This is a genomic window from Mycobacterium sp. URHB0044, from assembly GCF_000620625.1.
Classification (GTDB): domain Bacteria; phylum Actinomycetota; class Actinomycetes; order Mycobacteriales; family Mycobacteriaceae; genus Mycobacterium.
On sequence record NZ_JIAW01000006.1, the window covers coordinates 120,306 to 142,728 of the forward strand.

Annotated in this window: 23 protein-coding genes; 13 read left to right on the forward strand and 10 right to left on the reverse strand. The window is 67.7% G+C overall.

Annotated features, from left to right (window positions below; all coding sequences use genetic code 11):
- Positions 1-47: 47 nt before the first annotated feature.
- The 3 genes from N536_RS0114485 to N536_RS0114495 form a co-directional block, all read right to left on the reverse strand.
- Entirely contained in the window at positions 48-674 is a 627-nt protein-coding gene (locus N536_RS0114485) for an RDD family protein (RefSeq protein ID WP_029114265.1), read from the reverse strand.
- Positions 675-853: 179 nt separating this feature from the next.
- Positions 854-2,248: a cystathionine beta-synthase gene (locus N536_RS0114490; protein ID WP_029114266.1), complete on the reverse strand. Its 1,395-nt coding sequence runs from the start codon at positions 2,246-2,248 to the stop codon at positions 854-856.
- 42 nt (positions 2,249-2,290) lie between these two features.
- Positions 2,291-3,343 (reverse strand): alpha/beta hydrolase fold domain-containing protein, encoded by a 1,053-nt coding sequence (locus N536_RS0114495; RefSeq protein ID WP_029114267.1) that lies wholly within the window; start codon positions 3,341-3,343, stop codon positions 2,291-2,293.
- Between the two features lie 193 nt (positions 3,344-3,536).
- Between N536_RS0114495 and N536_RS0114500 the strand changes: the two genes are divergently transcribed.
- On the forward strand, positions 3,537-4,508 hold the full coding sequence (locus tag N536_RS0114500; RefSeq protein ID WP_029114268.1) for an SGNH/GDSL hydrolase family protein: 972 nt from the start codon (positions 3,537-3,539) through the stop codon (positions 4,506-4,508).
- Between the two features lie 45 nt (positions 4,509-4,553).
- Positions 4,554-5,771, forward strand: a complete 1,218-nt coding sequence (locus tag N536_RS0114505) for an acetyl-CoA C-acetyltransferase (protein WP_029114269.1) — start codon at positions 4,554-4,556, stop codon at positions 5,769-5,771.
- Positions 5,772-5,829: 58 nt separating this feature from the next.
- Here the strand turns inward: N536_RS0114505 and N536_RS0114510 are convergent, their stop codons facing one another.
- Together N536_RS0114510 and N536_RS0114515 are read right to left on the reverse strand one after the other, a co-directional pair.
- On the reverse strand, positions 5,830-6,687 hold the full coding sequence (locus N536_RS0114510) for an endonuclease domain-containing protein (protein WP_029114270.1): 858 nt from the start codon (positions 6,685-6,687) through the stop codon (positions 5,830-5,832).
- A 237-nt stretch (positions 6,688-6,924) separates the two neighbouring features.
- Positions 6,925-7,779: a Bax inhibitor-1/YccA family protein gene (locus tag N536_RS0114515; RefSeq protein WP_029114271.1), complete on the reverse strand. Its 855-nt coding sequence runs from the start codon at positions 7,777-7,779 to the stop codon at positions 6,925-6,927.
- A 163-nt stretch (positions 7,780-7,942) separates the two neighbouring features.
- On the opposite strand from N536_RS0114515, the gene N536_RS0114520 reads away from it, so the two are divergent.
- From N536_RS0114520 to N536_RS0114530, 3 genes are read left to right on the forward strand one after another with little or no spacing between them, the layout of a single operon-like run.
- A complete protein-coding gene (locus tag N536_RS0114520; protein WP_029114272.1) occupies positions 7,943-8,980 on the forward strand; it encodes an enoyl-CoA hydratase/isomerase family protein in 1,038 nt (345 codons plus the stop codon).
- Positions 8,981-8,990: 10 nt separating this feature from the next.
- The gene (locus tag N536_RS0114525; RefSeq protein WP_029114273.1) at positions 8,991-9,764 is read left to right on the forward strand and encodes an enoyl-CoA hydratase; all 774 of its coding nucleotides are present in this window, start codon (positions 8,991-8,993) and stop codon (positions 9,762-9,764) included.
- 27 nt (positions 9,765-9,791) lie between these two features.
- A complete protein-coding gene (locus N536_RS0114530; RefSeq protein ID WP_197040146.1) occupies positions 9,792-11,483 on the forward strand; it encodes an alpha/beta-hydrolase family protein in 1,692 nt (563 codons plus the stop codon).
- Here N536_RS0114530 and N536_RS0114535 read toward each other — a convergent pair.
- Entirely contained in the window at positions 11,480-11,863 is a 384-nt protein-coding gene (locus tag N536_RS0114535; protein WP_029114275.1) for a rhodanese-like domain-containing protein, read from the reverse strand. The genes N536_RS0114530 and N536_RS0114535 overlap by 4 nt on opposite strands.
- Positions 11,863-12,414 (reverse strand): cysteine dioxygenase, encoded by a 552-nt coding sequence (locus tag N536_RS0114540; RefSeq protein WP_036436415.1) that lies wholly within the window; start codon positions 12,412-12,414, stop codon positions 11,863-11,865. The genes N536_RS0114535 and N536_RS0114540 overlap by 1 nt, the downstream gene beginning before the upstream one ends.
- Positions 12,415-12,528: 114 nt before the next feature.
- Here N536_RS0114540 and N536_RS0114545 point away from each other — a divergent pair, with 114 nt between their 5' ends.
- On the forward strand, positions 12,529-12,984 hold the full coding sequence (locus N536_RS0114545) for a lipoprotein LpqV (RefSeq protein WP_029114277.1): 456 nt from the start codon (positions 12,529-12,531) through the stop codon (positions 12,982-12,984).
- Between the two features lie 139 nt (positions 12,985-13,123).
- Positions 13,124-13,348, forward strand: a complete 225-nt coding sequence (locus N536_RS38430) for a hypothetical protein (RefSeq protein WP_036436417.1) — start codon at positions 13,124-13,126, stop codon at positions 13,346-13,348.
- A 4-nt stretch (positions 13,349-13,352) separates the two neighbouring features.
- Here the strand turns inward: N536_RS38430 and N536_RS0114555 are convergent, their stop codons facing one another.
- Positions 13,353-13,715: a VOC family protein gene (locus tag N536_RS0114555; RefSeq protein ID WP_029114278.1), complete on the reverse strand. Its 363-nt coding sequence runs from the start codon at positions 13,713-13,715 to the stop codon at positions 13,353-13,355.
- Between the two features lie 103 nt (positions 13,716-13,818).
- On the opposite strand from N536_RS0114555, the gene N536_RS38435 reads away from it, so the two are divergent.
- Positions 13,819-14,826, forward strand: coding sequence for a patatin-like phospholipase family protein (locus N536_RS38435; protein ID WP_155948596.1), 1,008 nt, complete (start codon positions 13,819-13,821; stop codon positions 14,824-14,826).
- On the opposite strand, the gene N536_RS0114565 is transcribed toward N536_RS38435, so the two are convergent.
- Positions 14,815-15,711, reverse strand: a complete 897-nt coding sequence (locus tag N536_RS0114565) for a patatin-like phospholipase family protein (protein WP_051574492.1) — start codon at positions 15,709-15,711, stop codon at positions 14,815-14,817. The two genes, N536_RS38435 and N536_RS0114565, sit on opposite strands and share 12 nt — an antisense overlap.
- On the opposite strand from N536_RS0114565, the gene N536_RS0114570 reads away from it, so the two are divergent.
- From N536_RS0114570 to N536_RS0114580, 3 genes are read left to right on the forward strand one after another with little or no spacing between them, the layout of a single operon-like run.
- Entirely contained in the window at positions 15,710-16,471 is a 762-nt protein-coding gene (locus N536_RS0114570; protein ID WP_231514526.1) for an HAD family acid phosphatase, read from the forward strand. The two genes, N536_RS0114565 and N536_RS0114570, sit on opposite strands and share 2 nt — an antisense overlap.
- A gap of 19 nt (positions 16,472-16,490) precedes the next feature.
- The gene (locus N536_RS0114575) at positions 16,491-17,534 is read left to right on the forward strand and encodes a zinc-binding dehydrogenase (RefSeq protein WP_029114281.1); all 1,044 of its coding nucleotides are present in this window, start codon (positions 16,491-16,493) and stop codon (positions 17,532-17,534) included.
- Entirely contained in the window at positions 17,531-18,262 is a 732-nt protein-coding gene (locus N536_RS0114580; RefSeq protein WP_029114282.1) for an SDR family NAD(P)-dependent oxidoreductase, read from the forward strand. Before N536_RS0114575 ends, N536_RS0114580 begins: the two co-directional genes overlap by 4 nt.
- Here the strand turns inward: N536_RS0114580 and N536_RS0114585 are convergent, their stop codons facing one another.
- Complete coding sequence (locus N536_RS0114585; protein WP_029114283.1) at positions 18,263-19,318, reverse strand: dihydrodipicolinate reductase; 1,056 nt, start codon at positions 19,316-19,318, stop codon at positions 18,263-18,265.
- Between the two features lie 88 nt (positions 19,319-19,406).
- On the opposite strand from N536_RS0114585, the gene N536_RS0114590 reads away from it, so the two are divergent.
- A complete protein-coding gene (locus tag N536_RS0114590) occupies positions 19,407-20,552 on the forward strand; it encodes a BTAD domain-containing putative transcriptional regulator (protein ID WP_036436421.1) in 1,146 nt (381 codons plus the stop codon).
- Between the two features lie 97 nt (positions 20,553-20,649).
- A complete protein-coding gene (locus N536_RS0114595; RefSeq protein WP_029114285.1) occupies positions 20,650-22,416 on the forward strand; it encodes a serine/threonine-protein kinase in 1,767 nt (588 codons plus the stop codon).
- Positions 22,417-22,423 lie beyond the last annotated feature (7 nt).

A 22,423-nucleotide genomic window follows, 5' to 3' on the forward strand; every position in this document is an offset into this window, starting at 1 on the left:
GCCGACCCGCGGCATGAAGCCACGGGCCGGCGCTTGGAGCTCGATGTCTACAGCGGCACGCAGACGGTGGTCATGATCTTGTCTGCGAGGGTCTGCCGCTTGGCGTCCCACAGCGGGAACAGGTACCCGATGTAGCAGATGATCGCGTCCACGATGTGGGCGATCTGCCGAACGACCGACATGCCGAAACCGATGGGCTGCCAAGTCTTTTCGCTGACGACTTTGAACTTCATGATCGACTTGCCGATGCTCGACCCGGTGGTGCCCTGGCGGTAGCCGTAGTTCCACACCAGGTAGGCAATACCGATCAGCGCGCAGACCGCGATCGCGGTCACGCCCAGCGTGGAGTTTCCAGTGGCGCAGAAGTCACCGAGGTCGTATTCGGATGTGTCGGTGACGCACACCGTTTCCTGGGTCGCGGCCTCGATGCCGTAGCCGATGCCGAGGACGATTGCGTACGGGATGTAGTCGATGATCCACGCCAACACGCGGGTCAACCACGGCGTGTAGGCCTCCTTGGGCAAGACCGCTCCGGGAGCGCCGGCGGGCGGCGGGTAGCCGCCCCCTTGCGGCGGCGGCGGTGGTGGATAGCCACCCCCTTGCGGCGGTGGCGGATAGCCGCCCGGAGGCGGCGGCGGATAGTTCCCGGGGGGAGGTGGCGGTTGATCGGTCATGGACGCCTTCCAAGGGTCTGCGTTAGCTGGGAACGAGCGGTGTAACCCTACCTGAGAAGTGGCTCCAAAAGACCTGGATAATGCGAAGTTCACCACCCGCGTCGCAGCGCCCGAAGACGCCGGAATCATCGCCGAAGCTGATGGTTTTTGGCGAACGGTCGCCGTGCTCGATGACCCGCTTACCGGCGCGGATTGCCGTCCGACAGGAATCCCAGCAAGTCGTGTCGCGTCAGGACACCTACCGGTTTGCCGTCTTCGACCACCATCACGGCGTCGCATTCGCGCAGCGTCTTGGCAGCCGCCGACACCAGTTCGCCCGCTCCGATCAATGGGAGTGCGGGGCTCATGTGCTGGGAAACGGCGTCGGCCAACTTTGCCCGTCCCTCGAACACGGCGGACAAGAGTTCACGTTCCGATACGCTGCCGGCCACTTCACCGGCCATCACCGGGGGCTCGGCGCCGACGACGGGCATCTGCGAGACGCCGTACTCGCGGAGGATGCCGATGGCGTCGCGCACCGTCTCCTGCGGATGGGTGTGGACCAGGTCGGGCAGCGCTCCGGACTTGCGCCGCAACACGTCTCCGACCGTCGACTGCTCGATCGACCCGTCGAGCCTGCCGCGCAGGAACCCGTACGACGACATCCACGCGTCGTTGAAAACCTTTGAGAGGTAACCACGTCCGCCGTCGGGCAGCAGTACCACCACCAGCGCGTCGGGTCCGGCGCGCTCGGCCACCTTGATCGCGGCGACCGCGGCCATTCCGCAGGACCCGCCGACCAACAGCGCTTCCTCTCGGGCCAGTCGTCTGGTCATGTCGAAGGAATCTGCGTCGGACACCGCGATGATCTCGTCGGGCACGCTCGGGTCGTAGGCCGACGGCCAGAAGTCCTCGCCGACGCCCTCGACCAGGTAGGGCCGCCCGGTTCCACCGGAATACACGGAACCTTCGGGGTCGACGCCGATGACGCGCACCGCCCCGCCGGAAACCTCCTTGAGGTAGCGGCCCGCACCGGTGATCGTCCCGCCGGTCCCCACGCCCGCGACGAAGTGCGTCACCTTGCCGTCGGTATCGGCCCAAATCTCGGGGCCGGTGGTCTCGTAGTGGCTGGCCGGTCCCATCGGATTGGAGTACTGATCGGGCTTCCACGCCCCGTCGATCTCGCTGACCAGCCGGTTGGAGACGCTGTAGTAGCTGTCCGGGTCGTCGGGCGCGACCGCCGTCGGGCAAACCACGACGTCGGCGCCGTACGCGCGCAACACGTTCCGCTTGTCCTCGCTGACCTTGTCGGGGCAGACGAAGATGCACTTGTATCCCCGCTGCTGCGCGACCAGGGCCAACCCGACGCCGGTGTTGCCGGAGGTCGGTTCGACGATGGTGCCGCCGGGTCGCAGCTCGCCGGACGCCTCGGCGGCGTCGATCATCTTGATCGCGATGCGGTCCTTGGCGCTGCCGCCGGGGTTGAGGTATTCGATCTTGGCTGCGACAAGGCCGGCCCCTTCGGGCACAACGGAGTTCAGCCGAACTAGGGGCGTGTTGCCAATGAGCTCACTGAGATGGCCTGCGATCCGCATGGGTCCATCGTGTCAGGCCCGCCGTCGAGGTACCAGGCTGGGCTACCAGGTGGCCTCTCGGATGTAGTCGCCGATCTGCCGCAGTGACCGCGTCGCCTCCTTGACCGCGTGCGCAGCCAGCTGAAACACGTGCATCTGACCGGGCCAGACCCGGACCTCGACCGGTACGCCGGCAGCCGCGAGCATGTGGGCGGCCTTGCGTGCGTCGTTGAGCAGCACCTCTGAGCCCGACACGTGGATGAGCGTGCGGGGCAGGCCGGGCTCGATGTGGTCGAGCGGCTCGTACACCTCCTCCGGCTCACCGTCGACGACGTGGCGCTTGGCGGCCTCTTCCACCAGGTCGACGAGCGCGTGGAACGCCTTCGCGGGGAACATCGCATCCGAATGAACGTTCGGGTGCTGGGCGCGGTGTTCGTTGTCGATCTCGAACAGCGGCGACATCGTCACCACCGCGGCCGGCAGCTCGTCCTCCATCTGCAGCCTCTCGGCCAGCGCGAGGGACAGATATCCGCCGGCCGAGTCGCCGGCCAGCACGATCTGATCGGGCTCATATCCCTTGAGCCGCAACCACTTGTAGGCATCCTGACAGTCGTCGACGGCCTGCCCGATCGAGTGCTTCGGGATCATCCGGTAGTTCACGACGAGCACGGGACTGTCGGCGAACTTCGACAGCGCGGTGACCAGCCTGCCGTGTGAATTGGCTCCGCAGGTGAGGAACGCACCGCCATGCATGTACAGGACGACGCGGCGCTGGCCGTCGGCGGGAAGGACGCCCGCAGCGCGCACCAGCTGGGCGGTGCAGTTCGGCAGCCCGATCGTGGCGCGCACGGCGCCAGGAGCGGGGCGCATGACCCGTGCGGCGAAGTCCACCAGACCCCATGGCCAGGGCAGCCGCGGTGCAAGACTGCCGATGGTGAGAGTTGGCTTGATTGTCAGCATCGCGCCCAGAGCAAACAACCTTCCGGCGACGCTCGGGCCGTCCTCCACCACCTCGACCGGTGCACCGTCACTAACCGGGAACCTACGTGGTTTATGCGTTCTAGCTGCGCTGACACCAGCGCGCGACGCTATCGATACCTTACTCGGTGCCGTCATCGCCACCACTCCTACGCCGTCGTAGTGCCCGGTTCACGTCGGCGCTCAGCCAACTCCGGTAACTTAGCTTGACACGCTACTTAGTTTTCAACAATCACGAATCTGATTTCATACCGGACTTGATACCTCAACGTGACCACCCATCGTTCGTCGCCACGCGGATAACCACGAATCGGCGCCTTAAACTGATCATGTGGGCATTCGGGCACCGCGTCGACGTTCGACGATCGCCTTGGCGGCTGCGGCCGGGCTCGCTTCGACGGGCACGGCCTACGTCGGGGCGCGCAACCTTCTGAGCATCCAGGCCGACCAGGCTCGCCAGGTGATCCCCAAGTCCTGGGAGGTTCCGCCGCGCGCCGACGGTGTCTACACACCAGGTGGCGGCCCGGTCGAAAAGTGGCACCGCGGCGTGCCATTCGACCTGCACCTGATGATCTTCGGCGACTCGACGGCCACCGGCTACGGCTGCGGCGCGGCCGACGAAGTGCCCGGCGTCCTCATCGCCCGCGGCCTGGCCGAGGAGTCCGGCAAACGGATCAGGCTGAGCACGAAGGCCATCGTCGGCGCCACCTCCAAGGGACTGTCGGGCCAGATCGACGCCATGTTCGTCGCCGGTCCCCCGCCGGACGCCGCGGTCGTGATGATCGGGGCCAATGACATCACTGCGGTGAACGGCATCGGGGCGTCCGCACGCCGGCTCGGGACCGCGGTGCGACGGTTGCGCGCCAGCGGCGCCGTCGTCGTCGTCGGGACGTGCCCTGACTTCGGCGTGATCACCGCCATTCCGCAGCCGCTGCGCTTGGTGACCCGCACGCTCGGGTTGCGTCTGGCGCGCGCCCAGGCAGGTGCCGTCCGTGCGGCAGGCGGGGTGCCGGTGCCGTTCTCGGATCTGCTGGCACCGGAGTTCTACAAGGCGCCCGAGGTGCTGTTCTCGTCGGACATGTTCCATCCGTCCGCGGCCGGTTATGCGCTTGCCGCCAAGCAACTCCTGCCCGCGCTGTGTAAGGCGTTGGGCGAGTTGACCAGTGATTCGGATGTGAGCCCTGCGCTGGAGCAGCGGGCATCCGACACCAGCAGTCTGGTAGCCAGGATCGGCGGGGTCAGCCGGCTGTGGCGGCGCACGACGGGAGTACCCGCGCCAATCGTCGCCCGCGCGACGGGCTAGTTTCTCCTTAGATTTCGTATCGCACCTCGACACCAGGGAGCCGTCATGCCCGAAGCCGTCATCGTCTCGACCGCCCGCTCGCCGATCGGCCGCGCCTTCAAGGGTTCGCTGGCATCCATCCGGCCCGACGACCTGGCCACCCAGATGGTGCGGGCGGCGCTGGACAAGGTGCCCTCCCTCGACCCGCATGACATCGACGACCTGATCATGGGCTGCGGCCAGCCGGCAGGCGAGTCGGGCTTCAACATCGGCCGCACCGTCGCCGTGCAGCTCGGCTACGACTTCCTGCCTGGCACGACGGTCAACCGGTACTGCTCGTCGTCGCTGCAGACCACCCGGATGGCGTTCCACGCGATCAAGGCCGGCGAGGGCGACGTGTTCATCTCCGCAGGCGTCGAGACGGTGTCCCGCTTCGGCAAGGGCAACGCCGACTCGTGGCCCGACACCAAGAATCCGCTGTACGACGAGGCAGGCAAGCGTTCGGAGGCAGCCTCGGCCGGCGCCGACGAATGGCACGACCCGCGCAACGACGGCAACATCCCCGACGTCTACATCGCGATGGGCCAGACCGCCGAGAACGTCGTGCTGAAGACCGGCATCAGCCGCGAGGACCAGGACCGCTGGGGCGTGCGGAGCCAGAACCGCGCCGAGGAGGCCATCAAGAACGGCTTCTTCGACCGCGAGATCGTGCCCGTGACGCTGCCCGACGGGACCGTCGTGTCCAAGGACGACGGCCCGCGTGCAGGCACCACCTACGAGGCGATCAGCCAGCTCAAGCCGGTGTTCCGGCCGAACGGCACGGTCACCGCGGGCAACGCGTGTCCGCTCAACGACGGCGCCGCGGCGCTGGTCATCATGAGCGACACCAAGGCCAAGGAGCTCGGCCTGACGCCGTTGGCGCGCATCGTGTCCACGGGTGTGTCGGGGCTGTCGCCGGAGATCATGGGTCTTGGGCCCATCGAGGCGATCAAGAAGGCGCTGGCGAAGGCGGGCAAGCAGATCTCCGACATCGACCTCGTCGAGATCAACGAGGCGTTCGCCGTTCAGGTGATCGGCTCGGCGCGCGAACTCGGCATCGACGAGGACAAGCTGAACGTGTCCGGTGGCGCGATCGCCTTGGGTCATCCGTTCGGCATGACGGGCGCCCGCATCACCGCGACGCTGCTGAACAACCTTGCCACGCATGACAAGACGTTCGGTGTCGAGTCGATGTGCGTCGGCGGCGGCCAGGGCATGGCGATGGTCATCGAGCGCCTGAGCTAGCTCCCTATTTGGCGTTGACTCTGCGTCCATGGCGCAAATTACCGAGTGCGGTGCGCCCTCAGCGCAGAGCCAACGGCGACGTGAGGCTGTCCCAGGCCCGGTGAACGCGGGCGAGGACGGCTGACGGGCGATGGCCGGCCGCGACCCTGATGGTCGTCCAGCCGACGCCCGCGATGTATTCGTTGCGCACGATGTCATAGCCGAGCTGGTCGGCGTGTTGAACGCCGTCGTATTCGACGGCCAACATGATGTCCTCCCAGCCCATGTCCAGGTAGTACAGGGGAAAGCCGTCGGGCCCAAGAACCGGGATCTGCGTCTGTGGGCGAGGGAAGCCATCGGCAATGAGCAACAGGCGCAGCCACGTTTCCTTCGGCGACTCGGCGCCGGAATCGTAGAGGTCGAGAGCAGCCTCGAGCTGGCGTAGTCCTCTGGCTCGCGAATGGTCGGGCACCAGCGCCAGAACGTCATCGGCCTTGAAGCCGGTCTTGTTTCCGAGCGCATCCAGCCGCGCGACTGCTGCGTGCAGTCGCCCCCGCCTGCCGACGTCGAACGCCGTTCGCTCCGGCGTCGTAGCCCTCAACCCCTCGAGCTGCTTCACTTCGGACTCGAGCAAGAGATCGGCGCGGGTGATCACTCCACGCGGCGATCTCGCGTTGCGCCAGATCAATTCGACGGGCGCGGCGTCGTCGACCCACTTCGTGCCGTGGAGTGCCGCCGCCGCGGAACCTGCCACCACCGCTTCGCGCCCTGACCACAGCCACGCGGCGTGCGTGCGCAAACGCAGCGTCGGTCGTAGTCGCTTGTCCAGGTAGACGTTCGGCATGATCGCTCGGTGGTAGCGGCGCAGCTCGTAGCGAGTCAGCTGCCCCGAAGCCAACGCTTCGGAGCCGACGAAGGGGCCGTTGCTCGTGTCCATGAAGCTACGGTCGTGCCGACCGCCGACGTTGAACGACCCACGGGGCGGCGACAGCAAGACGCTGGGGATGAAAGGCGGTCTGTGCACAACCACGCGTTCACTCTGCGATCTGGGCGGAGAAGTGCGAGTGGACGAAGCCGTGGGCGCAGAGTCGACGGCGGCGCGGCGGGGGTCGAACCGGCCCCAAACAAACGAAAGCCCGGCACGACGTGCCGGGCTTTCGGGGAGCAGCTGCTGCTAATCCCTTGAGAAATAACTCAGCAGCTGCAGGATTTCGATGTACAGCCAGACCAGCGTGACGGTCAGGCCAAGGGCAATGCCCCACGCCGCCTTCTCCGGTGCACCGGCGCGGATCATCTGGTCCGCGGAGTCGAAGTCGATCAGGAAGCTGAACGCCGCGATGCCGATGCAGACCAGCGAGAAGATGATCGCCAGCGGGCCGCCGCTGCGCAGGCCCATGCCCTCGCCGCCGCCGACACCGAACATGCCGAGCACCAGGTTGCCGAGCATCAGCACCAGCACGCCGAACATGGCCGCGACCAGCATCCGGGTGAACTTCGGGGTGACGCGGATGGCGCCGGTCTTGTAGACGACGAGCATGCCGACGAACACGCCGATGGTGCCCATGATCGCCTGGCTGATCAACGCGCCGGCGCTGGTGCCGGAGACGTAGAGGTTCGCGATCACGAACGAGAAGGCGCCGAGGAACAGGCCCTCCAGTGCGGCGTAGCTCAACACGATGGCCGGGTTGTCCTGCTTGCGCCCGAAGGTCGCGATCAGCACCAGGACCAGCCCGCCAAGAGCACCGATGAGGGTGAACGGCATCGCCAATGCGACGTTGCCGGACACCAGGAAGTAGGAAACGACGGCGACCGCGGACAGCACGGCCAGCGTGATTCCGGTCTTGGTGACGACGTCATCGATGGTCAGCGGCCGGGAAACCCCGGTCTGCCGCTGGTCGGGGTACTGCGTTACGTATGGGTCGGCTTGTACCTGCTGGGCACCGTAGCCAGCGGCTCCGGTACCAAACTGCGCGTATCCGCCCTGCCCCTTGGGCAGCGAACGGAATACCGGGTTGCTGCTCTCGCGCACCGTCGGATCCTCTCTGAGCTGTGCTTCGCCTGCTGGCGAATACTCCAACAACGATCAGCGTGGCAGACATGGTTCCCGCCGTCGACCGCGAAACTGTGAACTTTCTCAGCAAGACGCTACCTGCCGCGCGGCGCCGGACAGTGACGATCTAGATTGCTAAGCCGTGGCCGAAGAAAACGAGGACATCCTAGTAAGTGTCGAGAACGGCGTCGGCTTGCTGACGCTGAACCGGCCCAAGGCGATCAACTCGCTCACCCATGGCATGGTGACGCGTCTCGCGAAGACCCTGACGGACTGGGCGAGCGACGATTCGGTGCACACCGTGCTGCTGTCGGGCGCGGGCGAACGCGGCCTGTGTGCCGGCGGCGACGTCATCGCGCTCTATCACAGCGCCCGGGCGGATGGCGCCGAAGCGCGGGCGTTCTGGCACGACGAGTACGTCCTGAACGCCGAGATCGCGCGTTACCCCAAGACCTACGTGTCCCTCATGGACGGCATCGTGATGGGCGGCGGTGTGGGCGTCGGCGCGCATGCGAACACGCGCATCGTCACGGACACCACGAAGATGGGCATGCCCGAGGTCGGGATCGGCTTCATCCCCGACGTCGGCGGCACGTACCTCCTGTCCCGGGCGCCTGGCCGGCTCGGCCTGCATGCCGCGCTGACCGGGGCGCCGTTCTCCGGCGCCGACGCCATTGCCATGGGCTTCGCCGACCACTTCCTTCCCCACGACGCCATCGCCGCCTTCAAGAAGTCCTTGCTGACCGACGGCATCGACGCCGCGCTGAGCGCCCACGCGACGGCACCACCCCCCAGTCCCCTTCTCGCCCAACGCGAGTGGATCGACAAGTGTTACGCCGGCGAGACGGTCCCCGACATCCTTGCCGCACTGCGCGGGCATGACGCCGGGCCCGCCAACGACGCCGCCAACCTGATCGCGAGCCGCTCCCCCATCGCGCTGGCCGTCACGCTCGCCTCGGTCAGGCGCGCCGCGGATCTCGGCTCGTTGGAAGACGTTCTGCGGGAAGAGTTCCGGGTGTCGTGCGCCGCGCTTCGCTCGCATGACTTCGTGGAGGGCATCCGCGCGCTGCTGGTCGACAAGGACCGCAATCCCAAGTGGTCGCCACCGTCGTTGGCCGAAGTCACCGCGGCGGATGTCGAGGGATACTTTCAACCCGCCGATCCCGACCTGACGTTCTAGGAGTCTAGAAATGAGCTACGAAACCATCCTGGTCACCCGCGAGGACCGCGTCGCCATCATCACACTGAATCGGCCCAAGGCGCTCAATGCGTTGAACAGCCAGGTGATGGCCGAAGTCACCACGGCTGCAGCGGAATTGGATGCTGATGCGGGGGTTGGCGCCATCATCGTCACCGGCAACGAGAAGGCCTTCGCCGCGGGTGCGGACATCAAGGAGATGGCCGACCTGTCGTTCGCCGACGTGTTCGCCGCGGACTTCTTCGAGCCGTGGTCGCAGTTCGCCGCCACTCGCACGCCCACCATCGCCGCGGTCGCCGGCTACGCGCTCGGCGGCGGATGCGAACTCGCGATGATGTGCGACCTCCTGATCGCCGCCGACACCGCCAAGTTCGGCCAGCCCGAAATCAAGCTCGGCGTCCTGCCCGGGATGGGTGGTTCGCAGCGGCTCACCCGCGCCATCGGCAAGGCCAAGGCGATGGACTTGATCCTGACCGGGCGCACGATCGACGCCGAAGAGGCCGACCGCAGTGGCTTGGTGTCGCGGGTCGTGCCTGCCGACAAACTGCTCGACGAGGCCAAGGCCGTGGCCGCCACCATCGCGGGGATGTCGTTGTCGGCGTCGCGGATGGCCAAGGAAGCCGTCAACCGCGCCTTCGAATCGACCCTCACCGAAGGGCTGCTCTACGAGCGTCGACTCTTCCACTCCGCCTTCGCCACCGAGGACCAGACCGAAGGCATGGCAGCGTTCACCGAGAAGCGCCCGCCGAGGTTCACGCACCGCTAAAGTGCGTTCGTGACCGACACGGGCGCGTTGACGCAGGCCGAGGAGCCCGCTGCAACCAAAGCGGAAAAGGCACCCGCCAAGCCCGCCTGGTGGGTTCGGCACTACACGTTCTTCGGTACCGCGCTCGGGCTGGTGTTCATCTGGCTTTCGATGACGCCGTCGCTGTTGCCGCGCGAGCCGGTGTTCCAGGGGCTGGTGAGCGGTGCGGCAGGCGCAATCGGTTACGGCCTCGGCGTGTTCGGCGTCTGGCTGGTGCGCTACATGCGGTCCGCCGACAGCAGTCCCGCCGCGCCACGTCGAGCGTGGTTGGGCCTCATCGTGGTCGGCGTCATCGGCCAGGTGCTGGCCATCGTCTGGTTCCACGTGTGGCAGGACGACGTCCGCGACTACATGGGCGTGGCGCGCCTCGGCTTCTGGGATCATCCCCTGACCGCGGCGCTGTCCATCGTCGTGTTGTTCGCCTTCGTCGAAATCGGCCAATTGGTAGGCAGATTGGTGCGTTTCCTGGTCCGCCAGCTGGATCGCTTTGCGCCGCCGCGGGTTTCAGCCGTGGTGGTGGTCGGCCTTCTCATCGCGCTCACCATCGCGCTGCTCAACGGCATCGTGGTGCGCTTCGCAATGACGGCGCTCAACAACACCTTCGAGTCGGTCAACGACGAGACCGACCCCGACAATCCCGCGCCCACCACGCCGTTGCGGTCGGGCGGCCCGCAGTCCCTGGTCACCTGGGAGTCGTTGGGCCATCAGGGTCGCGTCTTCATGACCGGCGGACCGACGGTCGACGAGCTCTCTAACTTCAACGGCGCCAAGGCCATCGAGCCGATCCGCGCCTACGCCGGACTGAACTCCGCCGACGGCATCAAGGCCACCGCCGCGCTCGCCGCCCTCGAGCTGCAACGCACCGGCGGACTGAACCGCGCGGTCGTCGCCGTCGCCACCACCACGGGTACCGGCTGGATCAACGAAGCAGAGGCGTCCGCACTCGAGTACATGTACAACGGCGACACCGCGATCGTGTCCATGCAGTATTCGTTCCTACCGAGTTGGCTGTCGTTCCTGGTGGACAAGGAGAACGCGCGGCAGGCCGGGCAGGCGTTGTTCGAGGCCGTCGACGAGCTGATCCGCGCGATGCCCGAGAACCAGCGCCCGAAGTTGGTCGTGTTCGGCGAGAGCCTCGGCTCGTTCGGCGGGGAGGCGCCGTTCCTGGCGCTCAACAACCTCATCGCGCGGACCGACGGCGCGTTGTTCTCCGGCCCCACGTTCAACAACACCATCTGGACCGACCTGACCCGCACCCGCGACGCCGGCTCACCGGAGTGGCTGCCCATCTACGACAAGGGCGAGAACGCCCGCTTCGCGGCGAAGGCCGAAAACCTCGGCAGGCCCGCGGACACGTGGTGGACCCCGCGGGTGGTGTATCTGCAGCACGCGTCCGACCCCATCGCATGGTGGAACCCCGATCTGCTGTTCGCCAAGCCGGATTGGTTGCGCGAGCCGCGGGGCTACGACGTCTCGCCCCGGATGGAGTGGATTCCCATCGTGACGTTCCTGCAGGTGTCGGCGGACATGGCCGTCGCCGTCGACGTGCCGGACGGGCACGGGCACGTCTACGTGCGCGACGTTGCCAACGCATGGGCCGCGATCCTGCAGCCGCCGGGCTGGACGCCGGCCAAGACCGAGAAGCTGCGGGGGATGCTGCGCTCGGACGAGAACAGCTAGTTGAGCGCTGCCAGTACGCCTTCTGCCTTGAGCGCCTGGTAGCCGCCGATCACGTCGGTGGCCCGGTGCAGGCCGAGGTCGACCAGTGCCGCGGCCGCGAGGCTGGACGTATAGCCCTCGGAGCACAGCACGATCCACTCGACGTCGTCGCCGACCGCCTGCGGCAGCCTGGCGTCACTGGTGGGGTCGCAGCGCCACTCGAGCACGTTGCGTTCGATGACGAGCGCCGCCGCGACGTCACCTTCAAGCGCCCGTTGCGCTGCCGGCCGGATGTCGACGAGCAGCGCGCCGCGCTCCAATGCGCCCGGCACGTCGCGCGCCTCGATCCGCGACAACTTACTGCGCGCGGCCTCCAGTACGGCGTCGATGCGGCTGGCCACTAGTCACCCTCCGGCTTGTCGGTCAGCTCGGTGCGGTCGCGACGCAGCGTGTTCCGGTGGGTCACTTCGTAATACGACATCGCCGTCAGCGGCGGCGAGTATGCGTGCACGCTCAGGGTCGGAGCCGCTCGGCCGGCGACATCGGCTCCTGCCCCGACGACGTGCGTCGGCTCCGGCGCCCAGACCACGTCGTGCACCCAGCCGAGTGGGAATCCCGCCTGATCGCCCGCGACAAGGCGTCGGCGCCGTAGCCGGTCGCCATCCCAGCGTGTCTCGGCCAGCGAGCCGGACACCACGGTCAGCGCGCCGAGGGATCCGCCGTGGTCGTGCAGTTCGGTGGACCGGTCGGGCACCCAGCTGATCAGCCAGACGTCGAGTTCGTCGTCGCCGTGGAGACGGGTGAACCACCGCTCGTCGACGGGTGCACCCCCGGCAGGCAACAGATGGTCGTAGTGGCCGGACAGCACGTCGTCGGCGGCGCGGTCGGTGGTGTGCAGCAGATCGGCCAGTCGTAGGCGGGTGGGCGCGATCGACGGGGAGGCAAGTGCCATGGTGATTGGACTTCCAGGAGAGACAGACGGACAGGGGGCGGGCTTCAAGCCCGACAACACTCCTGTTGGGTGGTCCGCTCAATCACGTTGGCGAGTGTTGCATAGATTGGCCGCATGCGCAGCGACCCCCTCCGCGCCGTCATCGCCGCGGCGGCGACCTGTTCCGCGCTCCTCGCCGGGTGTTCGTCGGGGTCGGACGGCGGCAATTCGCCGCCGTCCAAGTCGGCCTCCGAGGCCTCGTCGGCGCCTGCCACGTCGACGTCGTTGCAGACTCACACCGCCGATCCGGGAGCCGTGGGCGTCTCTCCAGGTGGCGTCACTACGGCGGTCGGCGCACCCGCGGAGTCGACCGAGGACGAGTACTTCCAGGCCTGTCACGCGGCAAAGGTGTGGATGACGGAACAGGGCGGCGATCAGAAGGCGCTGTTCGAGCCGTACCTGGCGAGCTTGCAGAAGTCGGACACACCGGGACCGGGCACGTTCAACACGCCCTGGTCGCAGCTTCCGCCGAGCCGCCAGTCGGCCGTCATCGTCGCGGCAGAGGCCGCCGCCGACGACCTCTGCGGCTGACCGTTCGCCGGTTTAAATCACGTCGGCCGAAAAGCCCGGGCGGTCATGGGCCGCCAGGCATTTAGCGCATCTACACGTTGTGGCGCCCATCACAAAAATAGGTACAATGTGTTCCTTGTCACTGCTGAAGGGATGACCAATGCGCGGATCTCACGACGACCGGGTCGGGCAGCGCCAGCCGGCGCTTCCGCGCGCTGCCGGTGGATCGATCAACGGCCACCGGATGCTGCTGGGCATCGTCCTTCTGCTCATCGCCATCGCCTCGATCACCGGTGTCTTCGTGGCGCTTTCGAGCGGGCAATGGCAGGTGGCATTGATCATCGGCCTGCTGTCGGCCGCGTTCTTCGCCCGCGTCGGCTGCTAGCCGCTCACACGCCCCACACCAGACAAAAGGTGTGGCCCGCCGGGTCGCGGTACACCCGGAAGTGGTCTTCGCCGACGGCGTCCGTCACCCGGGTTGCACCCAGCGCCAACACCTTTCGCTCCGCTTCCTCGACGTCGTCGACCGCGACGTCGAGATGGAACTGCTGCGATCCGCGCGGATCGGGAAACTTCGGCGGTTCGTGCTCCGGGGAGGATTGGAAGGCCAGCCTTCTGCCATTCGGATCCACGAGAACCACCCAGGTCTCGTCCTCGGCCTCCGTGGTGCCACCCACCACCTGGGCGTAGAAGTCAGCGAGCTTGCCCGGATCCCGGCAATCGATCACCACCGAGCGAAGTGTTCCGATCATGTTCTTCGGGATTGCCCCGTCCGCGCGGATCTAAGCGCGAAGATCGAGACCGGCATCCACCACGTGCAGTCGACCTGAGGGCCTCCGGGGGACAATGCTTGCCATGCGGGTCGCATTGTCACTCGGTAGTGGAGGGGCTCGCGGGTACGCGCACATCGGCGTGATCAACGAGTTGCGCGACCGCGGCCACGAGATCGTGGGCATCGCCGGCTCGTCGATGGGCGCGTTGGTGGGCGGGTTGCAGGCCGCGGGCAAGCTCGACGAGTACGCCGTGTGGGCGAGCTCGCTGACTCAGCGCGCGGTGCTGCGGCTGCTCGACCCGTCGCTCACCTCGGCAGGGGTGTTGCGGGCCGAGAAGATCCTCGACGCCGTCCGCGAGATCCTCGGCGAGGCCGTCATCGAGGACCTGCCGATCCCCTACACGGCCGTGAGCACGGATCTCATTGCGGGCAAGTCGGTGTGGCTGCAGCGCGGACCGGTGGATGAGGCCATCCGTGCTTCCATCGCCATACCCGGGGTGATCAAGCCGCACGTGCTCGACGGCCGCCTGCTCGCCGACGGTGGCATCCTCGACCCACTGCCGATGGCGCCGATCGCCGCGGTGAACGCCGACCTGACGATCGCAGTGAGCCTCGGCGGCGCCGACCCCAACCGAACCGGACCGGAATCGCACCCCGACCCCGGGCCGACGGCCGAGTTGCTCAACCGGATGTGGCGCAGCACAACGGCTTTGCTCGACACGTCCACCGCACGAACGTTCCTCGACACGCCTGCCGCAAGGACGGTCCTGAGCCGGTTCACCAATGACGGTGTGGAGACCGACGACCACGACGACGACACCGAGTTGTCGGTGCCGAGGCTCGGCAGCTTCGAGGTGATGAACCGCACCATCGACATCGCGCAGGCAGCCCTGATGCGGCACACCCTCGCGGCGTATCCGCCCGACCTGCTCATCGAGGTGCCCCGCACTGCGTGCCGGAGCCTGGAGTTCCATCGCGCCGACGAGGTCATCGAAATCGGCCAGGAACTCGCCGCCACGGCGCTCGACGCGCTCGGCACGGTCTCGGCGTCGGATGCTGGCCCTGCCGAACTGTCGGGATCAGAGGCCTAGGAACGACGCAACGCGACGGGCCTCGCGGCGACCCTGTCGACGCCCGGCGTGCGCCGACGGAATTCGGCAGGCCGGGTCGAGTGGATTGCGGCCGAACGCGGCCAGTGCGTCGTCGTCGGCGAACAGCGCGAGCGTCTGCCCCGGAAATTCGGCGATCTCGGTCGCGGTGCCGCCACCGAACGGCGACGGCACGTTCTCGCCCGACGGCACCAGCACGACGACGGCGTCGCAGTCACCGGCCGCGACCATGTTCACCGAACTGCCGACGCCGCCATCGATGAAGCGGCGATCGCCGATCGTGACGGGAGGCCAGGCGCCGGGCACCGCGCAGCTGGCCGCCACCGCGTCGACGAGGTCCACGCCGGAGTCGCCGTCGAGGATCACCAGTTCGCCGCTAGTGGCGTCGATCGCCGTGATCCGCAGCGTCCGCGGCGGCCACTGGTGCGACGGCAGGCGGTGCGCGATCACGGCGTGGCGTACCGGCTCTGCGACGGTGTCGGCGGCCAGCGCGATTTCGCCGATGCGCTGCAGCTTCTCCTCCTTGGTGGTGCCGGGGGTCGTCATCGCGGTGACGAACAGCTCGGTGATGTCGTCGATGTCGACGCCCGAGTCGATCTCGTACGACTCCGCGGCGACCTGCCGGCCGAACAGCTCCTCGAGGTTCGTGCCGCTGCCGAGCTGAGCCGCCACCGTGGAACCCGCGGACGTGCCGAGATGTACGTCGGAGTCCAGCAGCGCCTGTGCCGCCTGCGGCACCTCGTCGGCGATGCCGCAGAGGATGCCGGTCTCCCAGGCGATGCCCGCCAACCCGCCACCGGCCAGGACCAGTCCACGTCTCGTCACGAAAGCCGAGTGTGCCAGGCGGCGCCGGTAGGGTGCAGCCATGCTCGGGCATCGGTTGCGCGGACGCATGTTCGACTGCCGCAGCGCGCTCGCGTCGGTGGCCGTCGCGGTCCTGCTCATCGCGGGCGCGCCTGCGGCTGCCGCGGAGCCGCCTGAGCCGCCGGCACCGATCGTCCCGGCGCCGGTCCAGCCGGCGAACATCGGCGACCTGAAGACCGAGGCCACCGGCTACTACGAGAGCGGCGCCTACCTGACCGACCTGCAACTGGCGACGGCGCCCGCGGTGTCGTGGATCGACGAGGAGGCACCGCGGGCGGAGCGCCCCGCGGTGGTTTTCGACATCGACGAGACCGCACTGTCCAACTGGGAAGCCATCCAGGCCAACGACTTCGGCCGGGTCATCGACGGACCGTGCGATCGACTGCCGCAGGGGCCGTGCGGCTGGCAATCGTGGGATCTGGCGGCGCGCTCCACCGTCATCGGGCCGACGTTGGACGTCTTCAACACGGCGCGGGACCGCGGCGCCGCGATCTTCTTCATCACCGGTCGACCGGAGTCGCAGCGCGCCGCCACCGAGCGCAACCTGGCCGCCGCCGGCTACTCCGGATATAGCCGGCTGATCATGGAACCCGTTGGGGCGCACTACGCTTCGGCCGCAGACTTCAAGGCGCCGCAGCGGGCGGCCATCGAGCAGCAGGGTTACACCATCATCGCCAACCTTGGCGATCAGCCGTCGGACCTCGACGGCGGCTTCGCCGAGCGCACGTACCTGCTGCCCAACCCGTTCTACCGAATCCCGTGACCGCGACCAAGGGAGCGACATGACCGACACGATGCGAGCGCAGCGGTTCTACGCAGACTCGAAAACCATTGCCGTTGAAGATGTCCCGATTCCGGTCCCCGGTCCAGGTGAAGTTCTGGTCAAGGTGGCGTTCTGCGGCATCTGCCACTCCGACCTGAGCCTGATCAACGGCACCTTCCCTGCCCAGTTGCCGGTGGTGACCCAGGGCCACGAGGCGTCGGGCACCATCGCCGAGCTCGGGCCCGGCGTGACCGGTTGGGCCAAGGGCGACCGGGTGGTGGTGGCCGCGGGCCGGCCTTGCATGGAGTGCGTCAACTGCCGCCGCGGCGACATGTCGAACTGCCTGCGCATCCGGCTGATGGCATTCGCCTACGACGGGGCGTGGGCGGAGTACACGGTGGCCCAGGCCTTCGGCCTGACCAGGGTTCCTGACGACGTGCCGTTGGAGCAGGCAGCCATCCTGGCCGATGCGGTGTCCACGCCGTTCGGTGCGGTGGTCCGCACCGCCGAGGTTGGCATCGGCGAGTCGGTGGGCGTGTGGGGCGTCGGCGGCGTCGGCACCCACATCGTGCAACTGGCCCGCCTCGTCGGCGCCGCCCCCATCATCGCCGTCGACATCAAGCCCGCGGTGCTCGACCGCGCCAAGGCTCTCGGCGCGGACTACGCGTTCGACGCGCGCGACGACACATTGCAAGACCAGATCAAGGAGATCACCGGCGGCCGCGGGCTCGACGTCGCGTTCGACGCCGTGGGGCTCAAGTCGACGTTCGAGCAGGCGCTGAACAACCTGACCGTCGGCGGGCGTCTCGTCGGCGTCGGCATGAGCGCCGACGCGCCCACCATCGGTCCCACCTCGATGTTCAACCTGTTCAAGCGTCAGGTGCTCGGGCACCTCGGGTATCAGAACGCGGACATCGCCACGTTGGCGCAGCTGGTCGCGCGTGGACGCCTCGACCTGTCCCGGTCCATCAGCGGCGTCGTGTCGCTCGAGGACGTCGCCCTCGGCATCGAGAGACTCGAGAAACAGGACGGCGATCCGATCCGGATCCTGGTGCAGCCGTGAGGGGTCGCGTCGCTTTGCTCACCGGCGCCTCCGGCGGCATCGGCAAGGCCATGGGCCGACGATTGGCCGACGAGGGCGTCGACGTGTGCCTGGCCTACGGTCGCCACGGCGACGACGCCGAGGAGGTGGCCGACTACGCCCGCGGGCTGGGCCGGCGAGCCGTCACCGTGGCATCCGACATGTCCGATCCGCAGGCTCCTGCCGACCTCGTCGCGCATGCCGCCCGTGAACTCGGTGATGTCGACGTGCTCGTCGCCAACGCGGGCACCGCCGACATAAGGGGTTGGGAGAACATCGATCTCGCGTCGTGGAACGCCACTCTGGCGGTGAATCTGACCGCACCGTTCCTGTTGGCTCAGCAGGTGCTTCCTGGAATGGTGCAGCGGAAGTTCGGCCGGATTCTGTTCATCTCGTCGGTAGCCGCGCTCAACGGCGGCGTGGTCGGCGCGCACTACGCCGCCAGCAAGGCGGGCCTGCACGGCCTGATGCATCACCTCGCGCCGCGAGTCGCGGCCGACGGCGTCACGGTCAACTCGCTGGCGCCGGCATTGGTCGGCGGCACCAAGATGTTTCCCGCCGACGTGGAGACCGGCACACCGCCGGTGCCCATCCCGGTGGGCCGGGTGGGACGACCCGACGAGATCGCGGACATGGCGATCACCATGCTGCGCAACGGTTATCTGACCAACAAGGTGATCACGGTCGACGGCGGCCTGGTGCCTCGCTAGTCAACGAAGGTGCGGCGCCGCCTTCCCGCTGATTAGCGGAAGATCGAGGTAGGTGACGATGCCGGGTGGTGCGGCACACACTGCGGGGATGGAGTTCACGCAGTGCGCGGCGGTGGCGACGATGCCATTGTTGGACTCCAGGCCTTCCTCCACGCTGTCGGGTTGGAAGCCCTTGATGGTGACGGTGAAGTCCGGGTTGCCCTTGACCTCCATCTCGTAGCGCTCGCCGGCGGGTCCGAAAGTCGGAGCGGGATCGAGGTTTTCCTGCCCCATGAACCAGTTCACGGTGATGCGTACGACGACGTCGCCGCCAACGAGGGCCTCCCAGTGGAACTTCCGGCCTGCCACCTGCCCGGGCTCGATGACGCCCATCGGCGTATCGATGGGCGCGGTGGCCACCGCGACCTCCTGGGTGGCCCGGATCTTGGGGTCGGCGTTGAACCCGATCTTGTCGACGCACATCTGAGCGGCCTGCATGAAACCGCCGTCGAGCAGCTTCTGCATCGGCCCGGTCAGTGCCTTCTCGGGGGTGTCGCCGAAGCCCATCACGTAGCGCAGCACGTCGGGGGCGTCGTAGGTGCGTAGGTCGGAGAACTCTTCTGCCCGAACGAATGTCACCCCGGTGGCCATGATGGAGAACAGCAGTGGAAACTTCTCGCTGATGCCGCCGGGGGCGATGCCGGTGCCGTGCAGTGTGACGTTGCCGTCCAGGGCGGCCGCCCGCAGCGGCGCGGCCTCCTTCTCCCGGGGATAGAACCAGCCGACGGGCGTCACCACGTTCTTGCCCGACCGCAGCAGCGCCGTCACCTCGTCCGGGTTGGGCAACAACGGCGCGTAGATCACGGCGTCGGCGTCCAACGCCAGGATCGCCTCCACGTCGTTGGTGGCGGTGACGCCAAGCGCGCCGGTCCCGATGAGGTCGCCGACGTCCTTGCCACTCTTGGCCTCCGAGTGCACCCAGCAGCCGGCCAGCTCGAGGTCGGGATGTTCGAGCACGCCCTTGATCGCGGCGATGCCGACCCCGCCCGTCGCCCACTGCACGACCCGCAGCGCCATCCCGTCTCCTCCCGAACAAGCGGAAAACTAGAACACGTTCTACTCAGATCTACACCACGCACCCCCCGAGGGCGGCACAATCACGGTGATGAGCCTCGACTTCGGCGTTCTCGGGCCGCTGCAGTGCACCGCCGACGGTGCACCGTTGCCGTTGGGCACGCCCAAGCAACGGGCGGTCCTGGCGATGCTGGTCATGAGCCGCAACCGTCCGGTGAGCAGCGAATCGCTGGTCAATGCGGCCTGGGAGGACTTCCCGCCACCGGAGCCCAAGGCCAGCCTGCATGCCTACATCTCGAACCTGCGCAAGCTGGTGGCCGGTGCCGGGCTCGACCCGAAGACGGTGCTGGCCAGTGCGCCGCCGGGCTACCGGCTGACGGTCGCCGACGCCGACTGCGACATCGGCCGCTTCGTCGCGCACAAGACCGCGGGCGTGCAAGCGGCAGCCGCGGGCCAGTTCGAGCAGGCCAGCACCCACCTGCAGGACGCGCTGGCACAGTGGCGCGGCCCCGTCCTCGACGACCTGCGCGACTTCCAGTTCGTCGACCCCTTCGCCACCGCGTTGGTCGAGGACAAGCTGGTGGCCCACACCGCCTACGCAGAGGCCGAGATCGCTTGCAACCGCGGCCATGCGGTCATCGGCGAGCTGGAGACACTGGTCGGCGAACATCCCTACCGCGAGCCACTGTGGACGCAACTCATGACCGCGTACTACCTGTCCGAGCGGCAATCCGACGCGCTGGACGCCTACCAGCGGCTCAAGTCGACGCTGGCCGACGACCTCGGCATCGACCCTGGACCGTCGGTACGGGCCCTGCACCAGCGGATCCTGCGGCAGGAACCGCTGAACGCCAAGAAGGCCGCCCAGACCACGGCCGTGCACAAGAGCAGCATCATCGACCTGCGCACCGCGGTGGGCACCCAGACCGCGACGGCCACGCTGCGCGCCGTACGCGGGCCGTTCCAGGGAAGCAACCATCCGTTGCTCGGCGCCGCGACCAGAATCGGTCGGCTCTCCGACAACGAGGTCGTGCTGGACGACGGCAGTGTCAGCCGCCACCACGCGGTGATCATCGATACCGGCACCAGTTACGTGATCTCGGACCTCCGCTCGGCCAACGGCGTCCACGTGGGCGGCCAGCGAATTCGCGGCACCGCGACGCTGGCCGACGGTGACCTGGTCCGCATCTGCGACCACGAGTTCGTGTTCGAGATCCGCAGGCCTCCCCCGCCGTGACGGCACGTTTTGCTCATTGCCGCTCAGCCACGCATTAGGGTGCTAGCTGGCACGCCAGGCAGGTGCCGATTCGCGGTGGTTCGAGGAGAGACGGCACATGAGCGAGCCAACGTCGCGCGAAGGCACCCAGTTCGGGCCCTACCGCCTGCTGCGGCTGATCGGCAAGGGCGGGATGGGCGAGGTCTACGAGGCCCAGGACACCGTCAAGGATCGCATCGTCGCGCTGAAACTGCTGCCGGAAGGCGTGTCTCACGATCCGGTCTTCCGCAAGCGGCTGCAACGCGAGGCCCATTCAGCGGGGCGGCTGCAGGAACCGCACGTCGTCCCGATCCACGACTACGGCGAGATCGACGGTGTGCTCTACGTCGACATGCGCATGATCAACGGTTCCGATCTGCGCAAGATCCTGAAGAACTTCGGGCCGATGACGCCGGCGCGCGCAGTGGCCATCGTCCGCCAGATCGCCTCTGCGCTCGACGCCGCGCACGAGGGCGGCGTCATGCACCGCGACGTCAAGCCGGAGAACATTCTGGTCAACCGTGACGACTTCGCGTACTTGGTGGACTTCGGCATCGCGAACGCCGCCAGTGACGAGAAGTTGACCGAATTGGGCACGGCCGTAGGCACTTACGCCTACATGGCTCCGGAGCGGTTCTCGGGCGATGCGGTGACCTACCGTGCCGACATCTACGCGCTGGCATGCGTGCTGCACGAGTGCCTGACGGGATCGCAGCCCTACTCCGGCGACAGCGTCAGCGTGGTCATCACCGCACACTTGATGCAGCCGATCCCCCGGCCGAGCGTCGAGCGCCCCGGCATTCCGGCCGCGTTCGACGAGGTGATCGCCAGGGGTATGGCGAAGAAACCGGAGGAGCGCTACGCCTCCGCCGGCGACCTGGCCATGGCCGCCACCGAGGCGCTGACCGCACGCGACCAGGATCAAGCGGAAACCATCCTGCAGCGGGGCGAGGCGGCAACCATGCCGGGCGTGCCAATGAACTCGGCGGCGACCATGGCGGCACCACAACCCCTAGGCGCCACCCCAACCCCACCGCCGATGCCCTACGGCGCCACCCCGCCTCCCGGTGGCACGCCGCCACCGGTTCCCTACGGGGCGACCCCACCGCCGTACGGCGCCGCCCCGCCGCAGCAGTACGGGTTCACCGGGCCTCCTGCGCCGCCGACCGGACCTACGGGCGGCTCGTCGTGGCCGCCACCGCCGGGCGCGAAGCCGCCAGGCAACAAGGGACCGTTGATCGCCATTGCGGCGGTGGGCGGCGTGATCCTGCTGGTGCTCGCGTCCATCGGCATCTATCTGGTCGTCAAACCCGGCGAGAACAAAGCGGGCCCGACGATGCCCACCGCGTCCACCACCAAGTCCACGGAGCGTTCGTCGACGTCGCGCACCAGAGCGCCGACCACGACGCGGGCGGACAACCCGGATTCGTTCGACGCCAAGCTGATGGCCCTGATCCCACCCGGATACCCGACCAGCGTGTGCGAGCCTGCCAGCCCACCGTCGACGGGCGCGCTGGCCACCATCGACTGCGCCAAGTCCGCGCAGCCGGGTGGGCCTGAGGCAGCGCGGTACTCGTTGTTCGCCGACAAGGACCAGCTGACGCTGCACTTCACCGAGTCGATCAACGAGAACGATGAGCTGTTCCGCTGCCCTGGCGCGGACTTCGATTCGCCGACCGACTGGAACTACAAGGCGGCGCCCGACGCGGTCGCCGGGCAGGTCGCGTGCGGCACGTACGAAGGCAACGCCGACGTCATGTGGACTCAGTACGACGAGCTTCTGCTGGCCGACGTACAGAGCACCAACATCGACGAGCTGCACGCCTGGTGGTTGAACTACAGCTGACCGCCCT

Excerpts from the sequence above, each read along its gene's own strand:
- N536_RS0114490 (WP_029114266.1), bottom strand. The coding sequence starts at position 2,248 with ATGCGGATCGCAGGCCATCTCAGTGAGCTCATTGGCAACACGCCCCTA.
- N536_RS0114545 (WP_029114277.1), top strand. The coding sequence starts at position 12,529 with ATGCGCAGCGACCCCCTCCGCGCCGTCATCGCCGCGGCGGCGACCTGT.
- N536_RS0114485 (WP_029114265.1), bottom strand. The coding sequence starts at position 674 with ATGACCGATCAACCGCCACCTCCCCCCGGGAACTATCCGCCGCCGCCT.
- N536_RS0114595 (WP_029114285.1), top strand. The coding sequence starts at position 20,650 with ATGAGCGAGCCAACGTCGCGCGAAGGCACCCAGTTCGGGCCCTACCGC.
- N536_RS38435 (WP_155948596.1), top strand. The coding sequence starts at position 13,819 with ATGCGGGTCGCATTGTCACTCGGTAGTGGAGGGGCTCGCGGGTACGCG.
- N536_RS0114555 (WP_029114278.1), bottom strand. The coding sequence starts at position 13,715 with ATGATCGGAACACTTCGCTCGGTGGTGATCGATTGCCGGGATCCGGGC.
- N536_RS0114495 (WP_029114267.1), bottom strand. The coding sequence starts at position 3,343 with ATGACGGCACCGAGTAAGGTATCGATAGCGTCGCGCGCTGGTGTCAGC.
- N536_RS0114525 (WP_029114273.1), top strand. The coding sequence starts at position 8,991 with ATGAGCTACGAAACCATCCTGGTCACCCGCGAGGACCGCGTCGCCATC.
- N536_RS0114590 (WP_036436421.1), top strand. The coding sequence starts at position 19,407 with ATGAGCCTCGACTTCGGCGTTCTCGGGCCGCTGCAGTGCACCGCCGAC.
- N536_RS0114575 (WP_029114281.1), top strand. The coding sequence starts at position 16,491 with ATGACCGACACGATGCGAGCGCAGCGGTTCTACGCAGACTCGAAAACC.
- N536_RS0114570 (WP_231514526.1), top strand. The coding sequence starts at position 15,710 with ATGCTCGGGCATCGGTTGCGCGGACGCATGTTCGACTGCCGCAGCGCG.
- N536_RS0114505 (WP_029114269.1), top strand. The coding sequence starts at position 4,554 with ATGCCCGAAGCCGTCATCGTCTCGACCGCCCGCTCGCCGATCGGCCGC.
- N536_RS0114565 (WP_051574492.1), bottom strand. The coding sequence starts at position 15,711 with ATGGCTGCACCCTACCGGCGCCGCCTGGCACACTCGGCTTTCGTGACG.
- N536_RS0114585 (WP_029114283.1), bottom strand. The coding sequence starts at position 19,318 with ATGGCGCTGCGGGTCGTGCAGTGGGCGACGGGCGGGGTCGGCATCGCC.
- N536_RS0114540 (WP_036436415.1), bottom strand. The coding sequence starts at position 12,414 with ATGGCACTTGCCTCCCCGTCGATCGCGCCCACCCGCCTACGACTGGCC.
- N536_RS0114510 (WP_029114270.1), bottom strand. The coding sequence starts at position 6,687 with ATGGACACGAGCAACGGCCCCTTCGTCGGCTCCGAAGCGTTGGCTTCG.
- N536_RS38430 (WP_036436417.1), top strand. The coding sequence starts at position 13,124 with ATGCGCGGATCTCACGACGACCGGGTCGGGCAGCGCCAGCCGGCGCTT.